General features: G+C 63.9%; 19 protein-coding genes, 1 tRNA gene and 1 pseudogene. 12 read left to right on the top strand and 9 right to left on the bottom strand.

Annotation, left to right across the window (positions count from 1 at the left end; translation table 11 throughout):
* Positions 1-236: 236 nt before the first annotated feature.
* The 4 genes from BQ7391_RS03665 to BQ7391_RS03650 form a co-directional block, all read right to left on the bottom strand.
* Positions 237-1691: a glycoside hydrolase family 1 protein gene (locus BQ7391_RS03665; protein ID WP_075279346.1), complete on the bottom strand. Its 1455-nt coding sequence runs from the start codon at positions 1689-1691 to the stop codon at positions 237-239.
* Between the two features lie 83 nt (positions 1692-1774).
* On the bottom strand, positions 1775-2101 hold the full coding sequence (locus BQ7391_RS03660; RefSeq protein WP_075279345.1) for a PTS sugar transporter subunit IIA: 327 nt from the start codon (positions 2099-2101) through the stop codon (positions 1775-1777).
* Positions 2102-2136: 35 nt separating this feature from the next.
* Positions 2137-3441, bottom strand: a complete 1305-nt coding sequence (locus tag BQ7391_RS03655; RefSeq protein WP_075279344.1) for a PTS sugar transporter subunit IIC — start codon at positions 3439-3441, stop codon at positions 2137-2139.
* Positions 3442-3489: 48 nt separating this feature from the next.
* Complete coding sequence (locus BQ7391_RS03650) at positions 3490-3819, bottom strand: PTS sugar transporter subunit IIB (protein WP_075279343.1); 330 nt, start codon at positions 3817-3819, stop codon at positions 3490-3492.
* A gap of 238 nt (positions 3820-4057) precedes the next feature.
* Between BQ7391_RS03650 and BQ7391_RS03645 the strand changes: the two genes are divergently transcribed.
* Positions 4058-5971 (top strand): BglG family transcription antiterminator, encoded by a 1914-nt coding sequence (locus BQ7391_RS03645; RefSeq protein ID WP_075279342.1) that lies wholly within the window; start codon positions 4058-4060, stop codon positions 5969-5971.
* Positions 5972-5982: 11 nt separating this feature from the next.
* Here BQ7391_RS03645 and BQ7391_RS03640 read toward each other — a convergent pair whose 3' ends face one another.
* A complete protein-coding gene (locus tag BQ7391_RS03640; protein WP_075279341.1) occupies positions 5983-6516 on the bottom strand; it encodes a hypothetical protein in 534 nt (177 codons plus the stop codon).
* A gap of 810 nt (positions 6517-7326) precedes the next feature.
* On the opposite strand from BQ7391_RS03640, the gene galE reads away from it, so the two are divergent.
* Genes galE through BQ7391_RS03625 form a run of 3 tightly spaced genes read left to right on the top strand, consistent with a single transcriptional unit; the run spans position 7327 to position 10410 of the window.
* On the top strand, positions 7327-8382 hold the full coding sequence (gene galE / locus BQ7391_RS03635) for a UDP-glucose 4-epimerase GalE (protein ID WP_075279340.1): 1056 nt from the start codon (positions 7327-7329) through the stop codon (positions 8380-8382).
* 28 nt (positions 8383-8410) lie between these two features.
* Positions 8411-9454 (top strand): polyprenyl synthetase family protein, encoded by a 1044-nt coding sequence (locus BQ7391_RS03630; protein WP_075279339.1) that lies wholly within the window; start codon positions 8411-8413, stop codon positions 9452-9454.
* A gap of 35 nt (positions 9455-9489) precedes the next feature.
* Positions 9490-10410 (top strand): peptidoglycan-binding domain-containing protein, encoded by a 921-nt coding sequence (locus tag BQ7391_RS03625; protein ID WP_075279338.1) that lies wholly within the window; start codon positions 9490-9492, stop codon positions 10408-10410.
* A 189-nt stretch (positions 10411-10599) separates the two neighbouring features.
* Here the strand turns inward: BQ7391_RS03625 and BQ7391_RS03620 are convergent.
* Positions 10600-10674, bottom strand: a tRNA-Gln gene (locus BQ7391_RS03620).
* 51 nt (positions 10675-10725) lie between these two features.
* Positions 10726-12885 carry a Tex family protein gene (locus BQ7391_RS03615; protein WP_075279337.1) on the bottom strand — a complete coding sequence of 720 codons (2160 nt, stop codon included), beginning with the start codon at positions 12883-12885 and terminating at the stop codon, positions 10726-10728.
* Positions 12886-13005: 120 nt separating this feature from the next.
* On the opposite strand from BQ7391_RS03615, the gene BQ7391_RS03610 reads away from it, so the two are divergent.
* Entirely contained in the window at positions 13006-13782 is a 777-nt protein-coding gene (locus BQ7391_RS03610; RefSeq protein WP_075279336.1) for a tyrosine-protein phosphatase, read from the top strand.
* Between the two features lie 75 nt (positions 13783-13857).
* Here the strand turns inward: BQ7391_RS03610 and BQ7391_RS03605 are convergent, their stop codons facing one another.
* Positions 13858-14916 carry an alcohol dehydrogenase gene (locus BQ7391_RS03605; RefSeq protein ID WP_075279335.1) on the bottom strand — a complete coding sequence of 353 codons (1059 nt, stop codon included), beginning with the start codon at positions 14914-14916 and terminating at the stop codon, positions 13858-13860.
* A gap of 569 nt (positions 14917-15485) precedes the next feature.
* Between BQ7391_RS03605 and BQ7391_RS03595 the strand changes: the two genes are divergently transcribed.
* From BQ7391_RS03595 to BQ7391_RS03590, 3 genes and pseudogenes are all read left to right on the top strand, one after another.
* A complete protein-coding gene (locus BQ7391_RS03595; protein WP_075279333.1) occupies positions 15486-15674 on the top strand; it encodes a hypothetical protein in 189 nt (62 codons plus the stop codon).
* 207 nt (positions 15675-15881) lie between these two features.
* On the top strand, positions 15882-16049 hold the full coding sequence (locus BQ7391_RS12570) for a hypothetical protein (protein WP_235858611.1): 168 nt from the start codon (positions 15882-15884) through the stop codon (positions 16047-16049).
* A 46-nt stretch (positions 16050-16095) separates the two neighbouring features.
* A pseudogene (locus BQ7391_RS03590) lies at positions 16096-17016 on the top strand (Abi family protein); the annotation flags it as partial.
* A gap of 666 nt (positions 17017-17682) precedes the next feature.
* On the opposite strand, the gene BQ7391_RS03585 reads toward BQ7391_RS03590, so the two are convergent.
* Positions 17683-18630 (bottom strand): LysR family transcriptional regulator, encoded by a 948-nt coding sequence (locus BQ7391_RS03585; RefSeq protein ID WP_075279332.1) that lies wholly within the window; start codon positions 18628-18630, stop codon positions 17683-17685.
* Between the two features lie 129 nt (positions 18631-18759).
* On the opposite strand from BQ7391_RS03585, the gene BQ7391_RS03580 reads away from it, so the two are divergent.
* The 4 genes from BQ7391_RS03580 to BQ7391_RS03565 all read left to right on the top strand — a co-directional run bounded on the left by BQ7391_RS03580 (position 18760) and on the right by BQ7391_RS03565 (position 22283).
* Entirely contained in the window at positions 18760-19611 is an 852-nt protein-coding gene (locus tag BQ7391_RS03580; RefSeq protein ID WP_075279331.1) for an aldo/keto reductase, read from the top strand.
* A 48-nt stretch (positions 19612-19659) separates the two neighbouring features.
* Positions 19660-20331, top strand: coding sequence for a flavodoxin (locus tag BQ7391_RS03575; protein WP_083662071.1), 672 nt, complete (start codon positions 19660-19662; stop codon positions 20329-20331).
* Between the two features lie 42 nt (positions 20332-20373).
* Positions 20374-21171, top strand: coding sequence for an EFR1 family ferrodoxin (locus tag BQ7391_RS03570; RefSeq protein WP_075279330.1), 798 nt, complete (start codon positions 20374-20376; stop codon positions 21169-21171).
* Between the two features lie 68 nt (positions 21172-21239).
* Positions 21240-22283, top strand: coding sequence for a DUF362 domain-containing protein (locus tag BQ7391_RS03565; RefSeq protein ID WP_235858610.1), 1044 nt, complete (start codon positions 21240-21242; stop codon positions 22281-22283).
* Positions 22284-22307: the final 24 nt, after the last annotated feature.

The following is a 22307-nucleotide window of genomic DNA, read 5'->3' as shown; positions in this document are numbered from 1 at the left end:
CGTCTTTTTCGATGTTTGGCGCTCGTGCGGCGAGAAGGACGACGCGCTGCGGCTGACCTCAAGTGTCCTCCGCGCGCGGGCCGCCAGCCGCAAGTGCATTCCACGCCCGCAAGTGCATTCCCCCACAACGCACTCAACGCGTTGTTCTCGCCGTCAGAACGCACTTAACGCACTTCCACCAACCGCCCGAATACACTTGCGAGAAGGACCCGAAGCCGCGCCCCTACCCCAGCAACCTAAAGCTCGCGACCGTTAGTCTCGATAACCTGCTTGTACCAGCGGTAGGAGTCCTTGGGATAGCGCGTGTGCGTACCGTTGCCAAAGTCGTCTTGGTCGTTGTAAATCAGCCCATAGCGCTTGCGCATCTCACTCGTCCCCGAAGAAACCATGTCGATGGGAGACCACGCGCAATAGGCAAAGACGTCCACTCCCTGCCTGATGGCCTCCCCAATCGCCGCTATGTGCTCCCTGAGGTAAGCGATGCGATAGTCATCATGCACGGTATTGTCAGATCCCAGCTCCTCCACCTGGCCAAACCCGTTCTCAGCAATCATGAGGGGAACGCCGTAACGGTCCCAGTACCTCAGGAACCCGTCGAGAAGTCCCGTGGGGTTGACGGTCCATCCCCAAGGATTCGCCTCGAGGTACGGATTGACGACGGAATCACCGATTGCCATGGAGTTCTTTTCGGCGGAGACCACATTTGAGTTGTAGTAGCTGATGGCGAGAAAATCCATCGTATTGTTGGCTATGAGCTCGAGCTCACCGGACTCAACCTCAATCTTCACCCCATTATCGGCGAAAGATCGCAGGGCATATCCCGGATAGCGGCCCCGAAGCTGAACGTCCGCGTAGAAGTACATGGTCATCTGGTTCTTCTGCGTCGACAAGATAACGTCCTCCGGCTTGCAGGTCATCGGGTTGACCAGGAAGTCGGCAAGCATCGCGCCAAACTTAGCCTCGGGGTCGATCTTGTGTCCCAGGCTCGCAACGCGCGCGCAGACAACGAACTTGTTGTGAACCGCCTGCAGCTTCTTTGCGTCAAGGTCATCCACGGTATCTCGCACGATGCCAAGCGAGGACAGCCCGACCCTTGTCAGGTTGATTTGGTTGACAGGGATCCAGTAGCGAATCCTGCCAGCATAGCGCCGCATCACGGTTTCCGCATAGCGAACATAGGCCTCGCGCACGTGCTTCGAGAGGAATCCGTTGTACTTGGTCGCAAGCGAAACGGGCATGTCGTCGTGGTACAGAGTGACTATCGGCACCATGCCATGCGCCTCGAGGCAGTCGAGCAGGGCATCGTAGTATGCCAGCCCCTCCTCGCTCGGCATCCCGTCATCTCCGTTGGGGAAGATGCGGCTCCACGCTATCGAGAACCTGAAACAGCGCAGCCCCATACCGCTCAGAAGCTCAATGTCCTCGGGGTACCTCCGGTAGAACTCGATTCCCATCTTCTTGGGGAACCAGTACTTCTCGGGATGCTCGAGTCGATCGGCAATCTCTTGGGCGGAGTAGTCACCCTTAACCTTCGTCTTGTCGTTGGGGTCAAAGTTCTGCAAATCGGCAACAGTAAGGCCTCTACCCTCTTGCCCCTCCGCCTGCTTAGCGCTTACCGCCGCTCCCCAAAGAAAGCCCTCGGGGAAGCCGTCGTGCGCACGGCTCTTCTCGATGTCGAGCAGATTCGCCATCTCTAGTTCTCCTCTGCAATCGGGCGGCCGAGATCGTCTTTGATCCCGGCCGCGAAAGCTCACCGTCTCGTACGCCAGGCTGCCTAGACCTGGCCGAAGAACGCCTCGAACAGCTGAACTAGACGGTCGGACAAGTTCACCTCGGACATAACGGTCATCAGTGTGTCCTGTGCGTGCGAGAAGAGCACACCGCCGTCGATCTTCTCTCCAGCCGCCTCTCGCTGAATGACCTCCGTCTGCGACTGGTGGGCGAGGGTTATCTCTCGATGCGCCTCTTCCATCTTTGCCTTTGCAGTCTCAAAGTCCTTCTCGGAAAGCGCGTCAAGCGCCTCGTTCGCTCGGGTGCGAGCCTCTCCCGCATGGACGATAATCTGCATTGCAACAGGAACAAGCGGGTTCATCTCATCCATTTTTTCTCACCGCTTTCTTTTAGTCATCGTGCGTTCTACACGGTTGCCGGCGAGGCCTCCGCTGCCGTCTGCTCCGCCTCTCGCTTGGCCTCCTGCTCAACAAGCTGGGCGTCGTACTTCTTGACGAAGGGCAGCCAGATGAGCAGGTACACCACAAACAGCACAGCAAACCAGATGAAGGCACGCCAGTCGTCGGTCGTCAGCCAAGTGCAGATGGGCGCGGGAATGCGGGACACGTTGTTGACGCCCGCGGGAATGTTGAGCATCCCAAAGCTCATGGCAAACCAGACGATGAGGGGGCCAACGATGGAGTTGATCCACATGGGGATCATGAGCAGCGGGTTGAACACGATTGGAGCACCGTAAACCAGAGGCTCGTTGATGTTGAAGATGGACGGGCCGATGCAGATCTTGCCCATGGTGCGCAGCTTCTTCGACTTGCAGCGGAACATGAGCACGTTGAGGGGAAGCGTGCCTCCCAGGCCACCCATGGCGATAAGCGCCGTGGTGAAGATGGTCTCGGTGGTCACAATGTAGAGGGGCGCGCCGCCCGCGGCAACCGCCGCAGCGTTTGCAGAGATACCGGCGACGAGGATGGGCTTGACGATGGCGTTAAGCGACCAAGCGGAAACGCCCACAGAATAGAGGAGAACGTAGAGGAAGTTAATGATGAGGAAACCCGGCAGAGACTGGCCGATTGCGTTAAGCGGCTGGAAAATCACATCGATGATGCCAACGATATCGACGCTAAGGACAAACACGGCAGCACCCACCAGCAGGTAGATAAAGGTCATCGGGATGATGTTGTTAATCCACTCGATGACGAAGTCGGGAACCGCGTCAGACCCCTCGAGCACGTGCAACTTCGAGTAGAGGTGGAAGATGAGCATGACGAGAAGCGCCATGACGATGGCCACGAACAGCCCCGATCCGCCAAGGTAGTTGATGTCCGTCACGAGGTACTCGGTAAGCCCGCTTTCGGCGTTCTTGGCAAGCGAGGCAACCGTGGGACACAGAGCCATGAGGAAGACGGTAACTGACGTAAGGCCCGCGGTCACCTCGTACTTGGGGTGATCAAGCTCGGTCATGCCAAAGTACGGAACCATGAACGCAACGATCAGCGACATCATTCCAAACGAGAACGTGTTGACGAAGCTGAGGTCGGGAAGCGAGGGAATGTACCTGACGAAGACGTTATAGATCGAGACGACCGAACCCACGAGGATGAAAGGGAGAATCTTCTGCATGGCAGAGGCCACCGCGGAGACCCAAGGATTACCAAACACCCTCTGCATTCCGGGGGCCAGGCTATCGGTAAACCAGCTCATCACTTTATCCATGATGCACTCCTTTCCCAGTTGATGACTGTGCTGACTCAGAGAAGCGGCCTAACCCACATTCTTCTCGATGGTGCTCAGGGCAAGGTCAATGAGGGCATTGCCATCGAGCATGGAGTAGGTATCCTCGGGAATCACCACCACGGGAACGTTGTACGGCTCGGCCATCCTGCGAAACGCGTCGAGCCTGAAAGCGTAGTGGGGGCCAATGCAGAGCACGTCCATCTTCGGGAGATACTGGGTCACCTCCGACTCGCTCTTTGCCTCCACGAGTGCGTTGATTTGACGCTTCTTTGCGGCCTTGCGACCCTGCTGCGCAAGAAAGCCAGACGAGAGGCCCCCTCCGCAGCACAGGTAGATTCCGATCTGGTCCTTGGACATGACGTGCTCCCTTCGCATGTCTTGCACTGCTTTTTCCGACGCCATGGATTCTGTCGCTCGAAGGCGGGACGTTCCACGCAACCACTTCACCGCACGGTGCAAGGGGCAAACGCAGCGGCTTGCCCTCGGGGGTGCAATTTCCTACCTCCCCCGCCCCTTGCGCCTCTTACGCGAACAACAATACTGTTCATACGGAGCACGCCCGCCCACAAGGAAATGGTCGACCGGAGGAATACCCATGAAGCAGGGACACGAGGAGCTCCTGAGGGCACTCCTACGCCATGACTCGGCAACCAGGTCCACCGACCTCGCAAAGGAAATTGGACGCTCCCCCAGAAGCATCAAGTCGTATGTCAAGCAGATAAACGAGTCCGCCGGAGACCTTGTCATCTTCTCGTCCAAGGACGGCTATCTCCTCAACCGCAAGATCGCACTCACCCTGCTGGACCAGCAGGAGGGTTCGCCCGTTCCCCAAAGCGCCTCCGAGAGGTCAAGCTACATTGTCAAGCGCTTCATAGTGGACCACGAGGAGTCGCTCGACCTCTTCGACCTTTGTGAGGAGCTCTACGTCAGCTTCTCCACCCTTCGATCTGACATTCGCAGGATGAACCTCTCCTACGAGCGGCTCGGAATCTCCTTCAAGACCCAGAACAATCGCCTGAGCATGGCGGGGCCGGAAAAGAGCAAGCGACGCCTCATCGGACAGTGCCTCCTCGAAGAGGCCGGAACGGGGGCAATCGGTATAGCCGCCCTCAAGGAGAGCTATTCCGCACTCGATGTGGACTCCGTTACGAACGCCCTCGACGAGACGATGCGCCTCAGCAACCGACGCATCAACGAAATATCACGCAACAACCTCATCATGCACCTGCTCATCCTCGTTGACCGCGTGCGCAACGGAGACGTGCTCCCGCACGATTCTGAGTCACCCGAACGCCTTGCCGAGAAGGACCCCGTTGCCGAAGAGCTCTGTCGCCGGCTCTCGAGCGACTTTTCAATCGAATTCGGCCTAGACGAGCTCCTTGGCATTCAGATGCTCCTCATGGCCTACACGAACGCCGTTGCCAGCCCGGACTATGCGCAGCTCGAGCGCATCGTTGGAAAAGAGCTTGTCCAAGATGCCCGTGATCTTGCCGAAGCGATTTCCGAGCAGTACGACGTCAACCTCGCAACCCAGAGCTTCCTGATGCCTTTCTGTCTGCACCTCAAGAATCTAATCGAACGCAACCAAAAGGGAGTCTTTGCGAGAAACTCGCTCGCCAAAACCGTGCGCGAGGAGTGCCCCCTCACCTATGACATCGGAACCAGCCTCTCCATCAGGTTAGCAAACAAGTACGGCCTCACCCTCTCCGAGGACGAGATTGCCTTTGTAGCCCTGCATGTGGGCGCTGAACTTGAAAGGCAGCGCTTGGACGACACAAAGGTCAAAGGTGCTCTTCTGTGCCCGGACTATCACGGAATGGCACGAGCGCTCCTTGAGCAACTTGAACTAGCGCACTCCGCCACGCTTGACATCGTGGCGTGCGTCCCAGACGAGAACGGGCTGACAGGGGTGGCATATGACCTGCTCATCACAACCGTTCCCGTCAACGAGGCCTCCCACCCTCGCGTGGTGAACATCCCGCCCTTCTCCAGGGGCGGCTTCCCTGATATCTCGGATGCCATCCTCTCCGTTCGACAGGATAAGGAGCTTCAGGCGCTCGAGGCGCGCTTCGACGACTACTTTTCTGAGACTCTCTTCTTCCCGCAGGTTGAGGGTATGTCGAGGGAGGAGATCATCAAGCTGCTCTGCAGCCGCCTGCAAGAGCTGGGATATGTGGACGAGTTCTTTGACAAGGACGTCCTTCAGCGCGAGCATGCCAGCAACACGGCATTTGGAGCCATTGCCATTCCACACGCCGCCTCAATGAGCGCAAACAAGACATGCATCTCAGTTGCAACGAGCACAGAGGGGATAACGTGGGGCAGCGCGGCCGTCAGGCTCGTGCTCCTGTTTGCCATCAGCGACGTTGATAAAGGTGCCTTCCGGACGCTCTATGAGGCGATGATCGGGCTTCTCTCGGAAGGAGAGGCAACCGACCTTCTTTCTCGAGCCACGAGCTTTGACGAATTCCGCCATGCCGTCATGAGGTCGACCGGCCGCTCCCGATAGGACTCCCATCCCTACCCCAACGCGACGGCGCCGAGCCAGCCCCAGCGGGGTTCGGACATCACGCCATATGCGGAGGCCCACAGCTCCAGCGGTACCGTGCGCACGCGACCGTCGGCGCTGTCCATCACGCGACGATCGCCCACGTAGAGGCCCACGTGCCCGTGCGCCCAGCCGCCGGCGTCGTAGGGGTGGCGCCCCACGGCAACGATCATCCCCACAAGCAGCTCCCGTGCGTCGATACTGCGGCAAAAGTCCTCGTAGAGCTCTCGAGCGCTGCCAACCACGTAAGGAACCCCCGCGCTTGCGAGGACGTTCTCCACCCAGGTGGCGCACTGGTCGGCGTAGGTCGCGGGCGTCACATGCGCACACTCCACCACGCGACGCTGCAGCGCGTTCGCGTCCATGAGCGCCTGCGACTCGTGGCCCGCGGGCACTTCTCGCCAGGCGGGCTCACCGTGCACCGTGGTCACGCCGTCATCGGCGAGAAGCCCGCGCGCGGCGAGCGACGCAAGCAGCCGTCCGCGTATGTCGTCATTCTCGCCCACGAGGCCTCCCAAGCAGATGCCGCAATCTGCCTCAGTCTATCAGTGTCCGCCGCGGTGCCCCTCGTGCCCAGCATCGGCGCCAACACCAGCCCCCCGCCTCATCGGACCCGCCCGCAAGGATCAGCACCACCACCAGGCACGCCGCAAGCGCCGCCCCAGCCAGACAAGCAACCATCCTTCCGGCCAGCATGACCCCTCCAATCATCCGGTTTTGCTCCTTACCTCTAATACGTTTGGGACGGCCGATTCCATTCACGCGCCGAAAACTTTTTCTGCCGCGGCGCATTGGAACCGTACGAGTGCGCGCAATCTAACGGCACGTGGCAAGGATGGGCGATTGTGTGACAAATGTTTGATGCACAGAGGGGTGAGCGGTCTAAAGCCAACCACACAACATCAAGAAACAAGCCAAAATAGCTAAACTAAGCTAAAACCAGCCTCTTTGCTGGATCAGAGCATAAAATATTTGCCACACAATCGACAAAAGCTGACATGAGAGACACACGCGCCAGCGCACAAGCAGACACAGTCACACAACTGCGCCTTTTCTGGCGCTGCCTACCAGCAGGGAGGGGCCCTTGCGCCAAGAGGCCCGGCACGCGCCGCTTTCGACAAGAAAGCCGCAGACCGCGGTGCCACACGCGAGAAGCCCGTGGAGCGCCCAACGTCTTGCCGCAACGCCACACCACAACATGGCGCCCCGCCACCCCGCCCGCCGGGACGACTCACACGGCGTCCACCCGCTGGTCGTATACTGTCATCTGGATAATACGCAGCCCAACACACCTGGGCTCCGTCGAAAGGACTCCCATGAGCGAGAAGATCGCACCCGCCGACACCTGCGTGCTCGTCACCGGCGGAGCCGGGTTCATCGGCAGCCACACGGTCGTCGAGCTGCTCCAAGGCGGCTACCAGGTCGTCATCGTCGACGACCTCTCCAACGCGTCCGCCAAGGTCGTGGACCGCATCAAGACCATCGTCGGCGAGCCCGCCGCCGCCAACCTCACCTTCTACGAGGCGGACGTCAACGACCGCGCCGCACTCGCCAAGGTCTTCGACGAGCACCGCCCGAGCCGCGTGATCCACTTCGCCGGCTACAAGGCCGTGGGCGAGTCCGTCTCCAAGCCCATCGAGTACTACGCCAACAACATCGGCAACACGCTCACGCTCGTCGACGTCATGCGCGAGCACGGCTGCAAGTCCATCATCTTCTCCAGCTCCGCCACCGTCTACGGCGACCCGGACAGCCTGCCGCTCACCGAGGAGAGCCCCAAGAAGCCCGCGACCAACCCCTACGGCTGGACCAAGTGGATGATCGAGCAGATCCTCACGGACCTCCACACGGCCGACCCCGAGTGGAACGTCGTGCTGCTGCGCTACTTCAACCCCATCGGCGCGCACCCCTCGGGCCTCATGGGCGAGGACCCCAAGGGCATCCCCAACAACCTCGTGCCCTACGTCGCGCAAACCGCCATCGGCAAGCGCGACGCCGTCCACGTCTTCGGCGATGACTACGACACGCCCGACGGCACCGGCGTGCGCGACTACATCCACGTCTGCGACCTCGCCTCCGGCCACGCGGCGGCGCTCGCCTGGATGAACGGCCGCACCGGCGTCGAGGTCTTCAACCTCGGCACGGGCACTGGCACCTCGGTCCTCGAGATCATCAAGGCGTTCTCCAAGGCCTGCGGTCACGAGGTCCCCTACGTTGTTGACCCGCGCCGCCCCGGCGACGTCACGGCCAACTACGCCGACTGCTCCAAGGCCCGAGACCTCATGGGCTGGGAGGCCAAATTCAACATCGAGGACATGTGCCGCGACTCCTGGAACTGGCAGTCCCACAACCCCAACGGCTACGAGGGCTAGCGCGCAGGCGAGAAGGACGAGAAGAACCATGGAAGAGCTCTTCGTCACCTACCTGAAGGAGCGCCTGCCCCTCATTGAGCGCGCGCTCGCGGACGCCGCGGACGAGCCCCTCGCAGACGGGGCCGTCTCCGATGACCTCGTGCGCTATCTCTACGCGCCGCTCCGCCGCTTCACCGCAAGCGGCGGCAAGCGCGTGCGGCCCGTGCTCGCGCTTCTCGGCGCCGAGTCCGTAGGCGGGCGGGCAGAGGACGCGCTCTCATGCGCGGCTGCCGTCGAGCTCTTCCAGAGCGCCGCCCTCATTCACGACGACATCGCCGACGAGGGAGAGCTGCGCCGCGGCGAGCCGTGCCTCCACCGCGTGGAGGGCGAGGGCCTTGCGATAAACGCCGGCGACCTGGCGCTCACCCAGGTCTTCGAGGTGATCCTGCGCGACGAGACGCTCCCCGCGGACCGAAGGCTTCGGGCGCTCTCCGAGCTGGTGCGCATGGAGCGTCACACGCTCGAGGGCCAGGCGCTCGACCTCGGCTGGGTGCGCGACGGCCGCTGGGACGTGACCTCGGAGGACTACCTCTACATGGTCACGAGCAAGACGGCCTGGTACTCGGCGGCCATCCCGCTCTACGTGGGCGCGCTCGTGGGCGGAGGATCGGAGGAGGCGGCGCAGGGCCTGCTCGAGGTGGGGCTCACCGCCGGTGTTGCCTTCCAGCTGGCCGACGACCTGCTCAACCTCGTGGGAGACGCCAGGGCCCAGGGGAAGGACTTCCGCTCGGACATCACCGAGGGCAAGCGGACGCTCGCCGTGGTGTGGGCGCTCGAGCATCTCGACGCCGCAAGCCGAGAGGAGCTCGTGGCGCTTCTCGGCAGCTCGGCCACCGATCCCACAGAGCTTGCCCGAGCCGTTGAGCTCATTGGCCAGGGCGGCGGCATCGAGCACTGCCGCACGCTCGCAGGGCAGATGGCGGAGCGTGCCAAGGAGGGCGCAACAGGGCTCGCCGATGCGGGTCACATCACGGTTGAGGCTCGAGACCTGCTACTTTCTATGTCAGACTTTTTCGTGGAGCGCGCGAGCTAGGCGCGCGCCATCCCGTGTTTGCTTGAGGAGAGGCGATGGACGCTATTAGGCAAGGTGCGGCGGGTGTCGCCGTCGAGGACATTCAGGAGCGGCTCGAGTCGCTCGGCTACGTGATCGACGCCGTCGAGCGAGAGCACAGCTCGTTTGGGCCCTCGACCTCCGCGGCCATCGCTCGCTTTCGCATCGAGCACGGGCTCTCGCTCGGAGACGAGGTGGACACCGCGACGTGGTCCCTGCTCGTCGACGAATGCTACCAGCTCGGGGACCGCACCCTCTACCTGCGCCTCCCCAACTTTCACGGCAACGACGTCCGCCAGCTCCAGGAGCGTCTCAACATCCTCGGGTTCTCCTGCGGCGAGCCGGACGGGACCTACGGCGTCCACACCGAGGCCGCGGTGAAGCTCTTCCAAGAGAGCATCGGCGTACTCGCAGACGGCATGGCCTTCCCCGACACCTTCGATGCCATCGAGCGGCTCCGGCACGTCTGGGCAGGAAAGCCCGCCGACGGCCCCCATCCGATGGGCGGCATGGGCTTCGCGCGCGCGGCAAGCGTGCTCGAGAACGTCCACATCGCCATCACCGCCGAGGACCCGATCTCCCGCAACGTCGCCGGGCGCATCTGGAACCTCGCGCACGCCACGATCGACTCGTGCGGAATCGAGCTCCTCGATTCACCCGAGGGCGCGAGCCCCGACATTCAGGCGCTTCTTGTCCTCTCCGCCTCCGCGCTGCCCGAAAACGTAGCGTCGGGCGTCGGCAACGTCATGCTCGACGACTTCGACACCCTCCCGCCGCGCCTTCGCACCGCAGTCCAGAGCTCGCACGCGACGCCCCCCACAACGCGCATCGAGCTTCCCGTGGGCACCGCCGCCTTTACCGTCGGGGACGCCCAGACCTTCGCCGTCATCCTCCTCGACGCCATCTGCGCCGCCCTCGACGGGCTGGAGCTCTCCTGACCTGACAAAGGTGACAGGGTCATCTGTCAGCATCCTCCCCCGGAGAGTGACTTGTTTTGGACGGATGAGGCCGTCGGAAGGTACTCGTCTGTCCAAAACCAGTCACTCGCCATGAGGCGCGCCCGCATGGAATCGCCCCCGCAACGAGACGGCCCCGCCTCCCATGGGGAGACGGGGCCGCATGTGGTCTGGCAGGGGTAGTAGGATTCGAACCCACATTGATGGCACCAAAAACCACTGTCCTAACCATTGGACGATACCCCTGTGCCTGCGCATTGTACCAAGAAATCCAGCGTCCCGACGCTGGGGCGCCACCTACTTCTTGCCCGGCACCATGGTAAGCGAAATCTTGCCCCGGTCACGATCAACACGCTCAACCCAGACCCTCACCGTGTCGCCCACAGTCACGACATCGCTCGGATGCTTGACGAAGCGGTTGGCCAGCTTGGAGATGTGCACAAGGCCGTCCTGGTGAACGCCCACGTCGACGAAGGCGCCAAAGTCCACGACGTTGCGCACGGTGCCCGTGAGCTCCATGCCGGGCTGCAGGTCGTCAATCGAGAGCGCAGCGCGGCTGAAGACGACCTCGGGCGCGTCGTCGCGCGGGTCGCGCCCCGGCTTCTTGAGCTCGGCCACGATGTCGATCAGCGTGAGCACGCCGCAGTCCAGCTCGGCCGCGAGCGCGCCCACGCTGCCCGCGCGCCCCTCGATGTCCGGCACGCCGCCGCGCGTGAGCTCGTCGGCGCCCACGCCCGCGCGCTCGAGCAGCGCCGTGGCCACGTCGTAGCTCTCCGGGTGCACGGCCGTGGCGTCGAGCGGGTTCTTGCCGCCCGCGATGCGCAGGAAGCCGGCTGCGTTCTGGAACGCCTTGGGCCCAAGCTGGGGGACCTTCTTGAGCTCGCGGCGATCGGTGAAGGCGCCGTGCTCCTCTCGATAGGCCACGATGTTCTTGGCCACGGCGGAGGTGATGCCAGAGACGTAGCCCAAAAGGCTCGCGCTTGCAGTGTTCACATCCACGCCCACGCGGTTGACCACGTCTTCCACCACGTAGCCCAGCGTGCGCGCGAGCTCCGCCTGGTCGAGGTCGTGCTGGTACTGCCCCACGCCGATGGACTGGGGCGGGATCTTCACGAGCTCGGCGAGCGGATCCTGCAGGCGCCGACCCAGGCTCATGGCCCCACGCGTGGTGACGTCGAGGTCCGGGTACTCCTGGCTCGCGAGCTCGGATGCCGAGTAGACCGAGGCGCCCGCCTCGTTGACGATCGTATAGCGAAGGTCGGGCGCGGACTCAGCGATGAACTCGGAGACGACCTCCTCGGTCTCTCGACTTGCCGTGCCGTTGCCGATGACGATGGTATTGATCGCGTACTTGTCGGCCAGGCGCTTGAGCTCGCGCTTGGTGCCCGCGACGTCGTGGCGCGGCTTGGTGGGATAGACCACGCCGTGGTCGAGCAGCTTGCCCGTCTCGTCCAGCACCGCGACCTTGCAGCCGGTGCGGTAGCCCGGGTCGAGCGAAATGATGCGGGCGCCGCGCACGGGACGGGCCGAGAGCAGGCCCTCGAGGTTCTTGGCAAAGACCTTGATGGCATCCGTCTGGGCCCGCACCGTGAGGCGCGCGCGGATCTCGCGCTCGAGCGAGGGGGCCATCAGGCGCTTGTAGCCATCCGCGACGGCGGCCTCAAAGACGGGGGCAAAGACCCCCTGGCGGCGCGGCCAGCGCCCCCCGAGCCGCGCCACCGCGGCCGCCTCGTCCACGCGGACGCGCACGCGGAGCTTCTCCTCTCGCTCTCCGCGGTCGATGGCCAGCACGCGGTGGTTGGGGATCTTGGCGGCGGGCTCGGCGTAGTCGTAGTAGGGCTCGTAGGGGGTCTTCTCGCTTGCGTTCACCGCCACGGAGACGATGTCTGCCGTGGCCTCGGTGAAGGCGCGTAGGTCGGCGACGTTCTCGGCGTCCTCCGCCACCACCTCCGCCACAATGTCGGCAGCGCCCGCGAGCGCCCTCTCCGGCGTGTCAAAGCCCGCCTCGGCGGCCTCCGGCGTCACAAAGCGCGCCGCCTCGTCGATCGCGGAGCCCTTTGTTGCCACCTGCATGAAGATCATGTTGGCAAGCGGCTCCAGGCCCGCCTCGCGCGCCTTCTGCGCGCGCGTCATGCGCTTCTTGCGGTAGGGCTTGTAGAGGTCCTCCACGCGCTGGAGCTGCGTGGCGGCCCGGATCTCCGCCTCGAGCTCGGGCGTGAGCTTGCCCTGGGCGTCAATGAGGAGAATGACGTCCTCCTTGCGCTTCTCGAGGTTGCGGAGGTAGGAAAGGCGCTCGTCGAGGGCGCGCAGGGCAACGTCGTCCATGCCGCCCGTGGCCTCTTTGCGGTAGCGCGCGATGAAGGGGATGGTGTTCCCCTCGTCGATGAGCTTGACTGCCGCGTCGACGGCCTCAGGCCTGAGGCCGAGCTCGCTTGCGAGCGTGGCGATAAGGTCCATGTGTCTATGACTCCAAACGGTTGCGTGCAAGAGCCACCTAGCATAGCCGAACCGCGTGGGGGGCGCGACTTTTGGGAATAAGTAGCCTTGGCAACGCACGCCGCTGACAGGGAGCGCCGCATGACGGACACGATCGAGCCGAGCCCCATCAACCACGGAAAGATTGCCCTCGAGGGCCTGCACAACACCCGCGACCTGGGAGGGCTTCCCGCGGGCAGAGGGCACGTCAGGCCCCGACGCCTCCTGCGCTCTGGGATGCTCGCCCCGGCGACCGCCGGGGACCTGGCGACGCTGCGCGACACCTACGACGTGCGCCTTGTCGTTGACCTGCGAACTGACGAGGAGGCGGCGCGCTGGCCCGACCCCATGGAGGCCCTGCCGGAGGCGCGCCTCGTCCACCTGCCCGTGTTCCGGGCGCCGAGCGGCGGGGACGCACAGGAGGCGATAAGGGCGCTGGGCGAGAAGCTCATGAGCGGCGAGCTGGACATCGCCGACCTGTTCTCCGGCCTTTACCCGCGCTTCGTGCTCGGCGAGGACGGTCTTGCCGCCTACCGCGGCCTCTTCCGGGAGCTCCTCTCCCTCGAGGAGGGCGCCGTGCTCTGGCACTGCTCCGCCGGCAAGGACCGCTGCGGGATGGCCTCCGCGCTGGTGGAGACGGCGCTTGGCGTCCCCTGGGACCTTGTCGAGAAGGACTATCTCGCCACGAACGAGCTGATCGAGGCGAAGGGCTCCGCGCAGAACATGTTCGATGTCGGCGGCGTCGACGCGCGCTATCTCCACGCGGCGCTCGATGCGGTCAACGAGGCGTACGGCTCGCTCGACGCATATCTCACCGAAGCGCTCCGCGTCGACGACGACGCGCGCGAAGAGCTGCGGCGCAAGTTCATCGTGGCATAGGGCGCTCGCCCTTCTCTCCTGGCGACCCGGCCCCTCCATGGCGCAGGTGCCGCGCAGGGCACGGCGAGAAGGACGTCAGTCGCGCACCTCCCACGGAGTGATAACGACCTTGAGGCAACCGTCCTCGCGCCGCTCAAAGGCTCGGTATGCTTCCAGGATGTCGTTCAGCGGGTAGCGACGCGAGATGAGGAGGCTCGTGTCCAGCCTGCCGGCCGCGATGAGCGCCATCACCTCGTCGAGTCCGCACGCGTCCACTCCGCCGGTCTTGAACGTGAGGTTCTTGCCGTACATGTTCGGCAGCGGCAGCACCTGGTCACGCTCGTACATTGCAGAGATCACCACGACGGCGTTGGGACGGGCGATGCGCCAGGCCATCTCGAAGGTGTCGTCACCGCCCGCCGCCTCAATCACGGCATCTGCTCCGCGGCCGTGCGTCGCGGCGCGCACGAGGGACTCGACGTCGCTGAGGCTCTTCTCGGCAGGGTTGATGACGACATCCGCAAGGCCATGCCCGCGCGCGAGCTCAAGGCGCGACTCATCCACGTCGAGGGCAATGACCTGCGCCGGATTGGCCAGCCGTGCGCACATCATGGTGGTGAGCCCAACCGGCCCCGCCCCGATCACCGCGACGGTTGAACCGGGCCCCATCTCCGCCAGACGCGCTCCCCACCAGCCCGTTGCCAGAATGTCGCCCAGGAACAGCGCTCCCTCGTCCGAGACATCGTCCGGGATGCCCGTAAGGGCATTGTCCGCGTACGGCACGCGCGCATACTCCGCCTGGCAACCATCGATGGTGCAGCCCAGAAGCCAGCCGCCGCGCTCGCAGTTGTTGACCCAGCCGTGCTTGCAGAAGAAGCACTCTCCGCAGAAGGTCTCGCAGTTCACCGCCACGCGGTCGCCGGGCGAGAAGGAGCGCACGCCCGCACCCACCTCCTCGACCACGCCCACAAACTCGTGACCGAGCACCGTGTCCGGCTTTGCGCGCGGCACGGCGCCGCGCATGATGTGCAGATCGCTCGTGCAGATGGTTGAGCGCGTCACCCGAACGATGGCGTCCGCGGGCTCCAAAAGACGCGGACGCGGCCTGTCGAGAAGGGCGATGTTTCCGCAGCCGTCATGCACCAGCGCTTTCATGGGGACTCCTTGGTCGAGCAGGGTTTAGGGAATCGTAGCACGCGGCTTGCCGATGCCTCTCTCTACAAAACCGGAGCCGCGAGACACCCGCGGCTCCGGCGCTAGCAAGCTACTTTGATTATTTCTTACTCGACAATGCCATCATGCCGAGAGCTGGAACTCATGCCTCGTTCCATGCGATAACAGCACGCCGTCTGTCAGCTCCACGCATAGGATTATCGTGTTTTCATCATCAAAGTCATTGTGGCCGTTGTCGATCCACTCGGAAAACGCTCTCCGCAGCCTCTCGGCAATTCGACGATTGCCCTCCTTCCCGAAATAGCCCAGATTGACGCCCCTTCCATGCGCCGTGAACCACTCGCCGGCTATTCCGACGACAGGGCCACGCTCCGCCTGTCTCACCTTATTTGAGTGCGCATGCGTGATGATGTAAAACGCGCCGTCTTCGTAATACGCGTTTACCCAGCGCACGTAAGATTGAGCATTTTTGCCGTATGCGGCATTTTTTCTCAATAGAGCTGTTCATACCATAATTGTCGCGCAGTTAGCAGAGGGCCCGCATCTACAAGATGCTCCGCGACGAGATGGCGCGCGTGTACCGGGAGCTTAGGCACATCCGTTCCGCCGACGAGGTCGACGAGGGGCTCGCCTGGACCGTCGACTTCCTCGCGCGGGAGTTCTCCGCCATGCGCGGCGAGGAGGAGCCCTCTGACGTCGAGCGCGAGAGTGCCCTCATATTCGGCATGTCGTGGAGGTAATCCGCATCACCCAAGCTTCTACGCATTGAGAGGATGTCCCGCTGCCCCGCAGGGCCAGCAAGTGTCGCAGATGCGCGGGCATTCCCCGCACCCTTTGTCCCTTCGGCAAAGCGGGGTATACTGTCCGCAGTGTGAAAAGCCTTCGGGCTTTTAGCGGCTGCGGGTACCTGTACCTACAGCCGCATTTTTCGTTCTGTAGGCACGATCATGAAGGAGCGCCCGCTCATCCCGGCAGAGCAACAGGTCGCCCACCTCGCAGAGCGGGGCGTCCGCTTCGACATAGTGAGCCCCGAGGCCGCGGTCGCGTCCCTCCGCGACAAGAACTTCTTCTTAAAAGGTCAAGGCGTTTGCGAAGTGCTTCTCAACGTATCGTAGCCCTGCGTCGGAGGGCTACGGACGCTACGTCAACCTAGACTTCGCCTACCTCGCCGAGCTCACCAGACTCGACCACCACCTCCGCGAGCACATCCTTTCGATGACGCTCGACATCGAGCATTACATGAAGGTCCATCTCAACCGGACGATGATGGACGACGGCGCCGACGGGAAGGAGGTTCTCGACCTCCTCTTCGCCCACGAGAGGGTGCGTAAGGAGAGGATGCTGGAGGAGCGGTTCGATCCAAGCGGGTCAGAAGCCGCCGTCGAGAGGATGAAGGCCATCGCCGACCGACTAGATGGGGTGGGCGGCAACGAGCGGGCGACGCTCTTCCTCGAGATGCTCCACATCGCCGAGGACCAGACTTTGGGAATAGACCCTGAGCACCTCGAGCGCAGCGTCTCGTACCTAGGAGACTCGAACTACACCCGGGGCCTCGCGAGTAAGTACGGCAGACGCGAGGACATGTACGTCTGGAACTACCTCGAGCTCGTCTCCTTCGGAGGAATCATCGCGCTTTACAAGTTCTACTTTTACGACCTCAGAGGAGGCCGCAGCAAGGAGGCCGAATCCGTCAAGCAGCTCCTGTTCCCCGTGAAGGCCCTGCGCAACGCGGCCGCTCATAACGGCAACGTTCTGAACACGATCGGTCAGCGCCTACAGAAGCCCGTCGGTTCCATCGCGACGGCAGCGCGGGAGGAGCTCGGAATCGACCAGGAGCTCGTCGCCCTTACGAAGCGCTTCCCCGTCATCCACGACTTCACCGCACTCGTGCTCTGCTTCGATAGAATCGTCAGCGATGCGGACGCAAGGTCAGAAAAGGCGGCAGGCCTGCGCGCTCTGCGCGAGCGCTTCCTTGAGCATGCCGACTACTTTAAGAAGCAGGTGGAGCTAAGCCAGGGGATCAAGATGCTGAGCGAAGTCATGCGCTCGGGAGCCGAGGCGATGTCCTCGGATTCCCTATGAATCGCCGTTCTGATTTCCGAGAAATTGGGCGCCTGCAGGGCCCGGCGAGATTCCAGGGCCCTGCAGGGCCGAGCGGGAAAGAGTAAGTCCGAGTAGTTCCGAGTAGCCCAGCAGCAACCCGGCTACCCGCCGCATGAAAACAGCAGCTCAGACGCATGACATGCCGCCACATGAAGCGGCTAACCCGGGTAAGAGTAAATCCGAGTGGTCAGAACAGGGCCCGACTTCCCCTCGGCCGGGTGCCTATCCGATAAGACAAAAACCAGAGACAACCCAATAACGACGAGCCGAAGCCGGCGGATGTCGGTTATTCCTCGTGCGCGCAGCCTGTCACGGGGCCCGCTTTCCCCGCAAGGGCCACGATGCTCTTCCGGCTCCTCTCGGGCTCGGCCGGCCCCGCTCAGAGCGGTGCCGGCGAAGCTCGCCCGAAACAACCGGTCGGTCGGTCCTCAAGGTCGACGCGCTCCTCGAGCGGGCGAACCCGTCCGCGCCCCCGGAGGAGCGGTGCGCCGCCATGGGGGTGACGCCCGAGATGAGGGACGCCGCGGCGCTCGCCGCCGAGGCGCTCGGGGAGGAGGACTATGAGGATCTTGCTTAGGGCGGTACGCTGGCTCGTCCGCGCCGTACTCCGCTGGATGTAGTGAACTCAAAGCTATCACGGTATGATTAGCTGACAGGGGGCTGCCCGTGGGGATTGATCGGTTGGGCGGCCCCCGACCAATCGTCATCCTGAATCACCTCGCGCACCGCCTTCAGGAAATCCGCAACGTACTCGGCAGGGTCGGGCGCGTGCAGCAGACCATACGAGACCGCGCAGCCCCAGTCCGTGGGGAGCGTGTACAGAAGCGGGTGCACATCGCGCCAGACCGGCAGCGTGGCCAGGGCGAGCTCCTCGTTCGCCGCTTGGTTAAAGACCTCTGCGCGGTACTGCGGGAAGTCGACGACCGTCACGTCGGGATAGTCGGTGCGGATGCGGTCTCGCAGCACGTCGATGTCCGAGTTCCATCCGCGCCGGATGAGCATGAGCGAGCGCCCGCGCAGAGCGTCGAACGTCACCACCTCGCACGCGGCAAGCAAGTCGCCCTCGGGAACCGCGCACCACAAGGGCTCGCGCGCAAGCTCGAGCCCCGCGCACTCGTGCTCCGCGAGAAAGTTGTCGTCAAAGACGCCCACCACGACGTCCATGTCGCGCCCGAGGTCCGCGAGCCCGCGCACAGCCGCCGGCCCGTTCTCGAAGGTCACCACCTGCATGCTCATGCCCGGGCAGCGCTCCTTGACCTTGGGCCAGAGCCGGGCGATGAACGTCGACGGCGTCATGAGCGAGACGCCCACGCGCACGATGCGCTTCTCGGCGTGCTCCGCCATGCGTGCGCGGGCGACGGACTCCTGGGAGTACCGCACGACGTGGCGCGCGTCGGCGAGCAGGCTCTCGCCCGCCTTGGTGAGCGAGAGCCCCTGACGGGATCGATGGAAGAGGGTGAGCCCCAGGCGCAACTCCAAGAGGTTCATCTGCTTGATGACGGCCGTCGGCGTGATGAAGGACTCTTGTGCCGCCTTGGAGAAGCTTCCCGCCTCCGCCACGCGGATGAAGGTGTCGAGCTGTGGGTTGTACATCGATCCTCCTGTCACGCATTATGTGCCGTATATACCCCATGGTTATATCCATCATTCCAACGTGAACTTCTCGCACGTCAGTAAACGCCGTAGCGTTGTATTCGAAAAGTCGCCATTAAGGAGGAGACCATGGAGTATCTGAAGCTCAACAACGGCGTCCGCATGCCCACCATGGGACTGGGCACCTTCCTCATGAGCCCGGCAGAGGCCGAGGCGGCCGCGACGGCGGCGCTCGCAACCGGCTACGAGCACATCGACACCGCCAATGCCTACATGAACGAGCGCGCCGTAGGCCGCGCCATCGCCAAAAGCGGCGTCGCTCGCGAGAAGGTCTTCGTCTCCACCAAGCTCTGGCCGAGCGTCTACGACGCGGGCATGCCGGCAATCGACGCCACACTCGCGCGCCTGGGCCTCGACTACGTGGACATGCTCATCCTGCACCAGCCGGTGGGCGACTACCTGACCGCATGGCACACGATGGAGGAGGCCTACAGCGCCGGCAAGGTGCGCGCGCTCGGGCTCTCCAACTTCCCCCAGAACAAGATCGCCGAGGTCATGAGCTCCGCGTCAGAGGTCAAGCCTCAGCTCGTGACCGTGGAGTGCCACCCCTACCACCAGCAGCGCGACCTGCGCGCCTACCTCGGGCCCTACGGCACCATCATCGAGGCATGGTACCCGCTCGGCCACGGCGACGCGAGCCTCCTTGCCGAGCCCGTGTTCGAGGAGCTGGGCGAGAAGTACGACAAGAGCCCCGTCCAGATCATCCTGCGCTGGCATGTGCAGATGGGCACCTCTATCATCCCGGGCTCCAAGAACCCCGTGCACATCGCCGACAACGCGGACATCTTCGACTTCCGCCTAACCGAAGCCGAGATGGCCCGCATCGCCGAGCTCGACAACACCAAGACCTACTACCAGCAGACCGAGGAGGCACTCGCGAGCTACCTCAAGATCAGACCCGACTTCGACGCCCAGGAGTAACTCGCGAAAAGCGCCCCACCCCGCAACCGCCGTGGATTGGAGAATCTCATGAACACCGCACGAACCCTGTCACGCCGCAGCTTCCTCATGGGCGCGGCCGCCATTGCACCGCTGAGCCTCCTTCTCGCCGGCTGCAGCAATGACGAGGAGGAGGCCGCCCCCGCGCAGGCCGCCCCCGAGCAGGCCGAGACCGCAACCGACGACTCCTCCGCCGCAGACGCCGCTCCGGCAGGCGGCAACGTTCTCGTGGCCTACTACTCGGCGCAGGGCCACACCGAGGCCGTGGCGCAGACCATCGCCGACGAGCTGGGCGCCGACCTCTTTGAGGTGACGCCCGCGGAGCCCTACTCCGACGACGACCTCAACTGGACCGACGACAACAGCCGCGTGACCCAGGAGCACGAGGATGAGAGCCTGCGCGACGTCGAGCTCGAGCAGGTCACACCGGATGGCTGGGAGGACTACGACACCGTGCTGGTGGGCTACCCCATCTGGTGGGGCATCGCGGCCTGGCCGATCGACAACTTCATCTCCGGCAACGACTGGAACGGCAAGACGGTCATCCCGTTCTGCACGTCATCGTCCTCTGGCCTGGGGCAGAGCGGCGAGCTGCTTGCCGAGGCCGCGGGCGGCGGGAACTGGCAGGAGGGCCAGCGCTTCTCGTCCAGTGCGGACGAGTCCGAGATTCGTGATTGGGTCTCCGGTCTCGGCCTGGCATAGGCCATCGGAAACGACAGTCCGCTGATAATCAGGAAGTTTCGAATGATTCTATACTTCACCGGGACGGGCAACTGCCTCTACGCGGCGCGTAAGCTGGCCGCAGAGGGCGAGAAGGTCCTGAGCATCCCGCAGGAGATGCGCCGCGGGGGCGAGCTCGTCTACGCGGATGACGCGATCGGCATCGTCTACCCCGCCTACGGTCACATGATGCCCGACATGGTGCGGGAGTTCATCAACCGTGCGTCGTTCGACGCGCCCTACCTCTACTTCGTCTGCACCTACGGAAACCGGCACGCCAACGCCGCCGAGCTGTGCCTGGAGAACGCGCGGGCGGCGGGGCTCAACCCCGCCTACGTGACCACGCTCCTCATGGTTGACAACTGGCTGCCCAACTTCGACATGGACGAGCAGCGCGCCCGCATCCCCGAGAAGAAGATCGGCGAGAACCTTGCGTGCATCCGCGCGGACGTTGCGGCGCGCCGCCAGTGGATCGAGCCGGTGACCGACGAGGACCGCGCGGCCCACGAGCAGTTCATGAGCCTCGGCTTGCGCTTCGAGCCCTCGGCGCTGGGGGACTTTCTCACCATCGACCCCGAGAGATGCATCGGCTGCAGGATATGCGCCAAGGTGTGCCCGGCCGGGTGCGTCGCGCTCGAGGGCGGCAAGGCCGTCCGCAGCGCGCAGGCGGGCTTCGGCTGCAACGCCTGCCTCGCCTGCATGCACGCCTGCCCCGCGCGCGCCATCGCCTGCGCGGCGGGCGACAAGAACCCGGAGGCACCGCGCTTCCGCAACGAGCGCGTGACCCTTGCCGAGCTGCAAGAGGCCAACGGCGGATGCTGATGCGCTTCTCGCTATGCCGAAAGCCTGCGGCTTCGACTTGATTTCATTTAGAAGGAGGAACTATGCACGTGAGTCATCTTTCACGCAGGTCCTTTATCGAGGCTGCCGCGCTCGCTGCGGGCGGGCTGGTACTCGGGGGAGGCCTGGTCGGCTGCGCGGGCGGCGCAATGCCGCAGGGCACGGTCGATGACACGGCGCACGAGGACCACGCTACGTCCGAAGAGGCTTCGACGGGGAGCGCACCCGCGGTTCCCGCCGTGTACTTCACGAGCGCCATCGACGCGCAGGCCATCCAGGCGGTCTACGCCGCCATCGGACGGAGCCTCACCGGCCCGCGCATCGGCGTGAAGCTCTCCACGGGCGAGCCCGGGAGCAACCCGCTCGACCCGGAGCTCATCTCCGGCCTCGTGCGCGCCGTGGACGGGACCATCGTGGAGTGCAACACGGCCTATGGCGGCGAGCGCGGAGAGACGCAGCGCCACTACGAGGTGGCGGCCGAGCACGGCTACACCGGCATCGCCGAGGTCCAGATCATGGACGAGGACGGCTCCGCCTCCATCCCCGTCGAGGGAGGCGAGCACCTCACGGAGAACCTCGTGGGCGCGCACTTCCCCGAATACGACGGGTTTCTCGTCCTCTCGCACTTCAAGGGGCACGCGATGGCGGGCTTTGGCGGGGCGCTCAAGAACATCTCCATCGGCATGGCGTCGCGCGAGGGCAAGTGCCTCATCCACACGGACGGCCGGAGCCACGACAGCCCCTGGGGCGGCGACACCAGCGCCTTCCAGGAGTGCATGGCCGAGGCGGCGAAGTCCGTGGTGGACGCCGTGGGCGGCAACATGCTCTTTGTCAACGTGATGAACCACCTCTCCGTTGACTGCGACTGCGACTCTCACCCGGCGCCCGCCAAGATGGCCGACATCGGGATTCTGGCGAGCGCCGACCCGGTGGCGCTCGACCAGGCGTGCGTGGACCTCGTCTACAGCTCGGACGACGACTCGGCCGACCTCATCGAGCGCATCGAAAGCCTGGGCGGCGAGCACGTGCTCGAGCACGCCGAGAAGATCGGGCTGGGCAGCCGCGCCTACCGGCTCGTGGAGGTTGGGGCGTGAATGTCACGAGAAGGACTTTCCTTG

The organism is Thermophilibacter provencensis (assembly GCF_900128445.1).
Classification (GTDB): Bacteria; Actinomycetota; Coriobacteriia; order Coriobacteriales; family Atopobiaceae; genus Thermophilibacter; species Thermophilibacter provencensis.
Note: the sequence above shows the minus strand (reverse complement) of the source record. Positions and strands in the feature narration are given on the sequence as shown.

Coding starts and splice junctions, on each gene's coding strand:
- BQ7391_RS03665 (WP_075279346.1), bottom strand. CDS start 1,691: ATGGCGAATCTGCTCGACATCGAGAAGAGCCGTGCGCACGACGGCTTC.
- BQ7391_RS03660 (WP_075279345.1), bottom strand. CDS start 2,101: ATGGATGAGATGAACCCGCTTGTTCCTGTTGCAATGCAGATTATCGTC.
- BQ7391_RS03655 (WP_075279344.1), bottom strand. CDS start 3,441: ATGGATAAAGTGATGAGCTGGTTTACCGATAGCCTGGCCCCCGGAATG.
- BQ7391_RS03650 (WP_075279343.1), bottom strand. CDS start 3,819: ATGTCCAAGGACCAGATCGGAATCTACCTGTGCTGCGGAGGGGGCCTC.
- BQ7391_RS03645 (WP_075279342.1), top strand. CDS start 4,058: ATGAAGCAGGGACACGAGGAGCTCCTGAGGGCACTCCTACGCCATGAC.
- galE (WP_075279340.1), top strand. CDS start 7,327: ATGAGCGAGAAGATCGCACCCGCCGACACCTGCGTGCTCGTCACCGGC.
- BQ7391_RS03630 (WP_075279339.1), top strand. CDS start 8,411: ATGGAAGAGCTCTTCGTCACCTACCTGAAGGAGCGCCTGCCCCTCATT.
- BQ7391_RS03625 (WP_075279338.1), top strand. CDS start 9,490: ATGGACGCTATTAGGCAAGGTGCGGCGGGTGTCGCCGTCGAGGACATT.
- BQ7391_RS03615 (WP_075279337.1), bottom strand. CDS start 12,885: ATGGACCTTATCGCCACGCTCGCAAGCGAGCTCGGCCTCAGGCCTGAG.
- BQ7391_RS03610 (WP_075279336.1), top strand. CDS start 13,006: ATGACGGACACGATCGAGCCGAGCCCCATCAACCACGGAAAGATTGCC.
- BQ7391_RS03605 (WP_075279335.1), bottom strand. CDS start 14,916: ATGAAAGCGCTGGTGCATGACGGCTGCGGAAACATCGCCCTTCTCGAC.
- BQ7391_RS03595 (WP_075279333.1), top strand. CDS start 15,486: ATGCTCCGCGACGAGATGGCGCGCGTGTACCGGGAGCTTAGGCACATC.
- BQ7391_RS12570 (WP_235858611.1), top strand. CDS start 15,882: ATGAAGGAGCGCCCGCTCATCCCGGCAGAGCAACAGGTCGCCCACCTC.
- BQ7391_RS03585 (WP_075279332.1), bottom strand. CDS start 18,630: ATGTACAACCCACAGCTCGACACCTTCATCCGCGTGGCGGAGGCGGGA.
- BQ7391_RS03580 (WP_075279331.1), top strand. CDS start 18,760: ATGGAGTATCTGAAGCTCAACAACGGCGTCCGCATGCCCACCATGGGA.
- BQ7391_RS03575 (WP_083662071.1), top strand. CDS start 19,660: ATGAACACCGCACGAACCCTGTCACGCCGCAGCTTCCTCATGGGCGCG.
- BQ7391_RS03570 (WP_075279330.1), top strand. CDS start 20,374: ATGATTCTATACTTCACCGGGACGGGCAACTGCCTCTACGCGGCGCGT.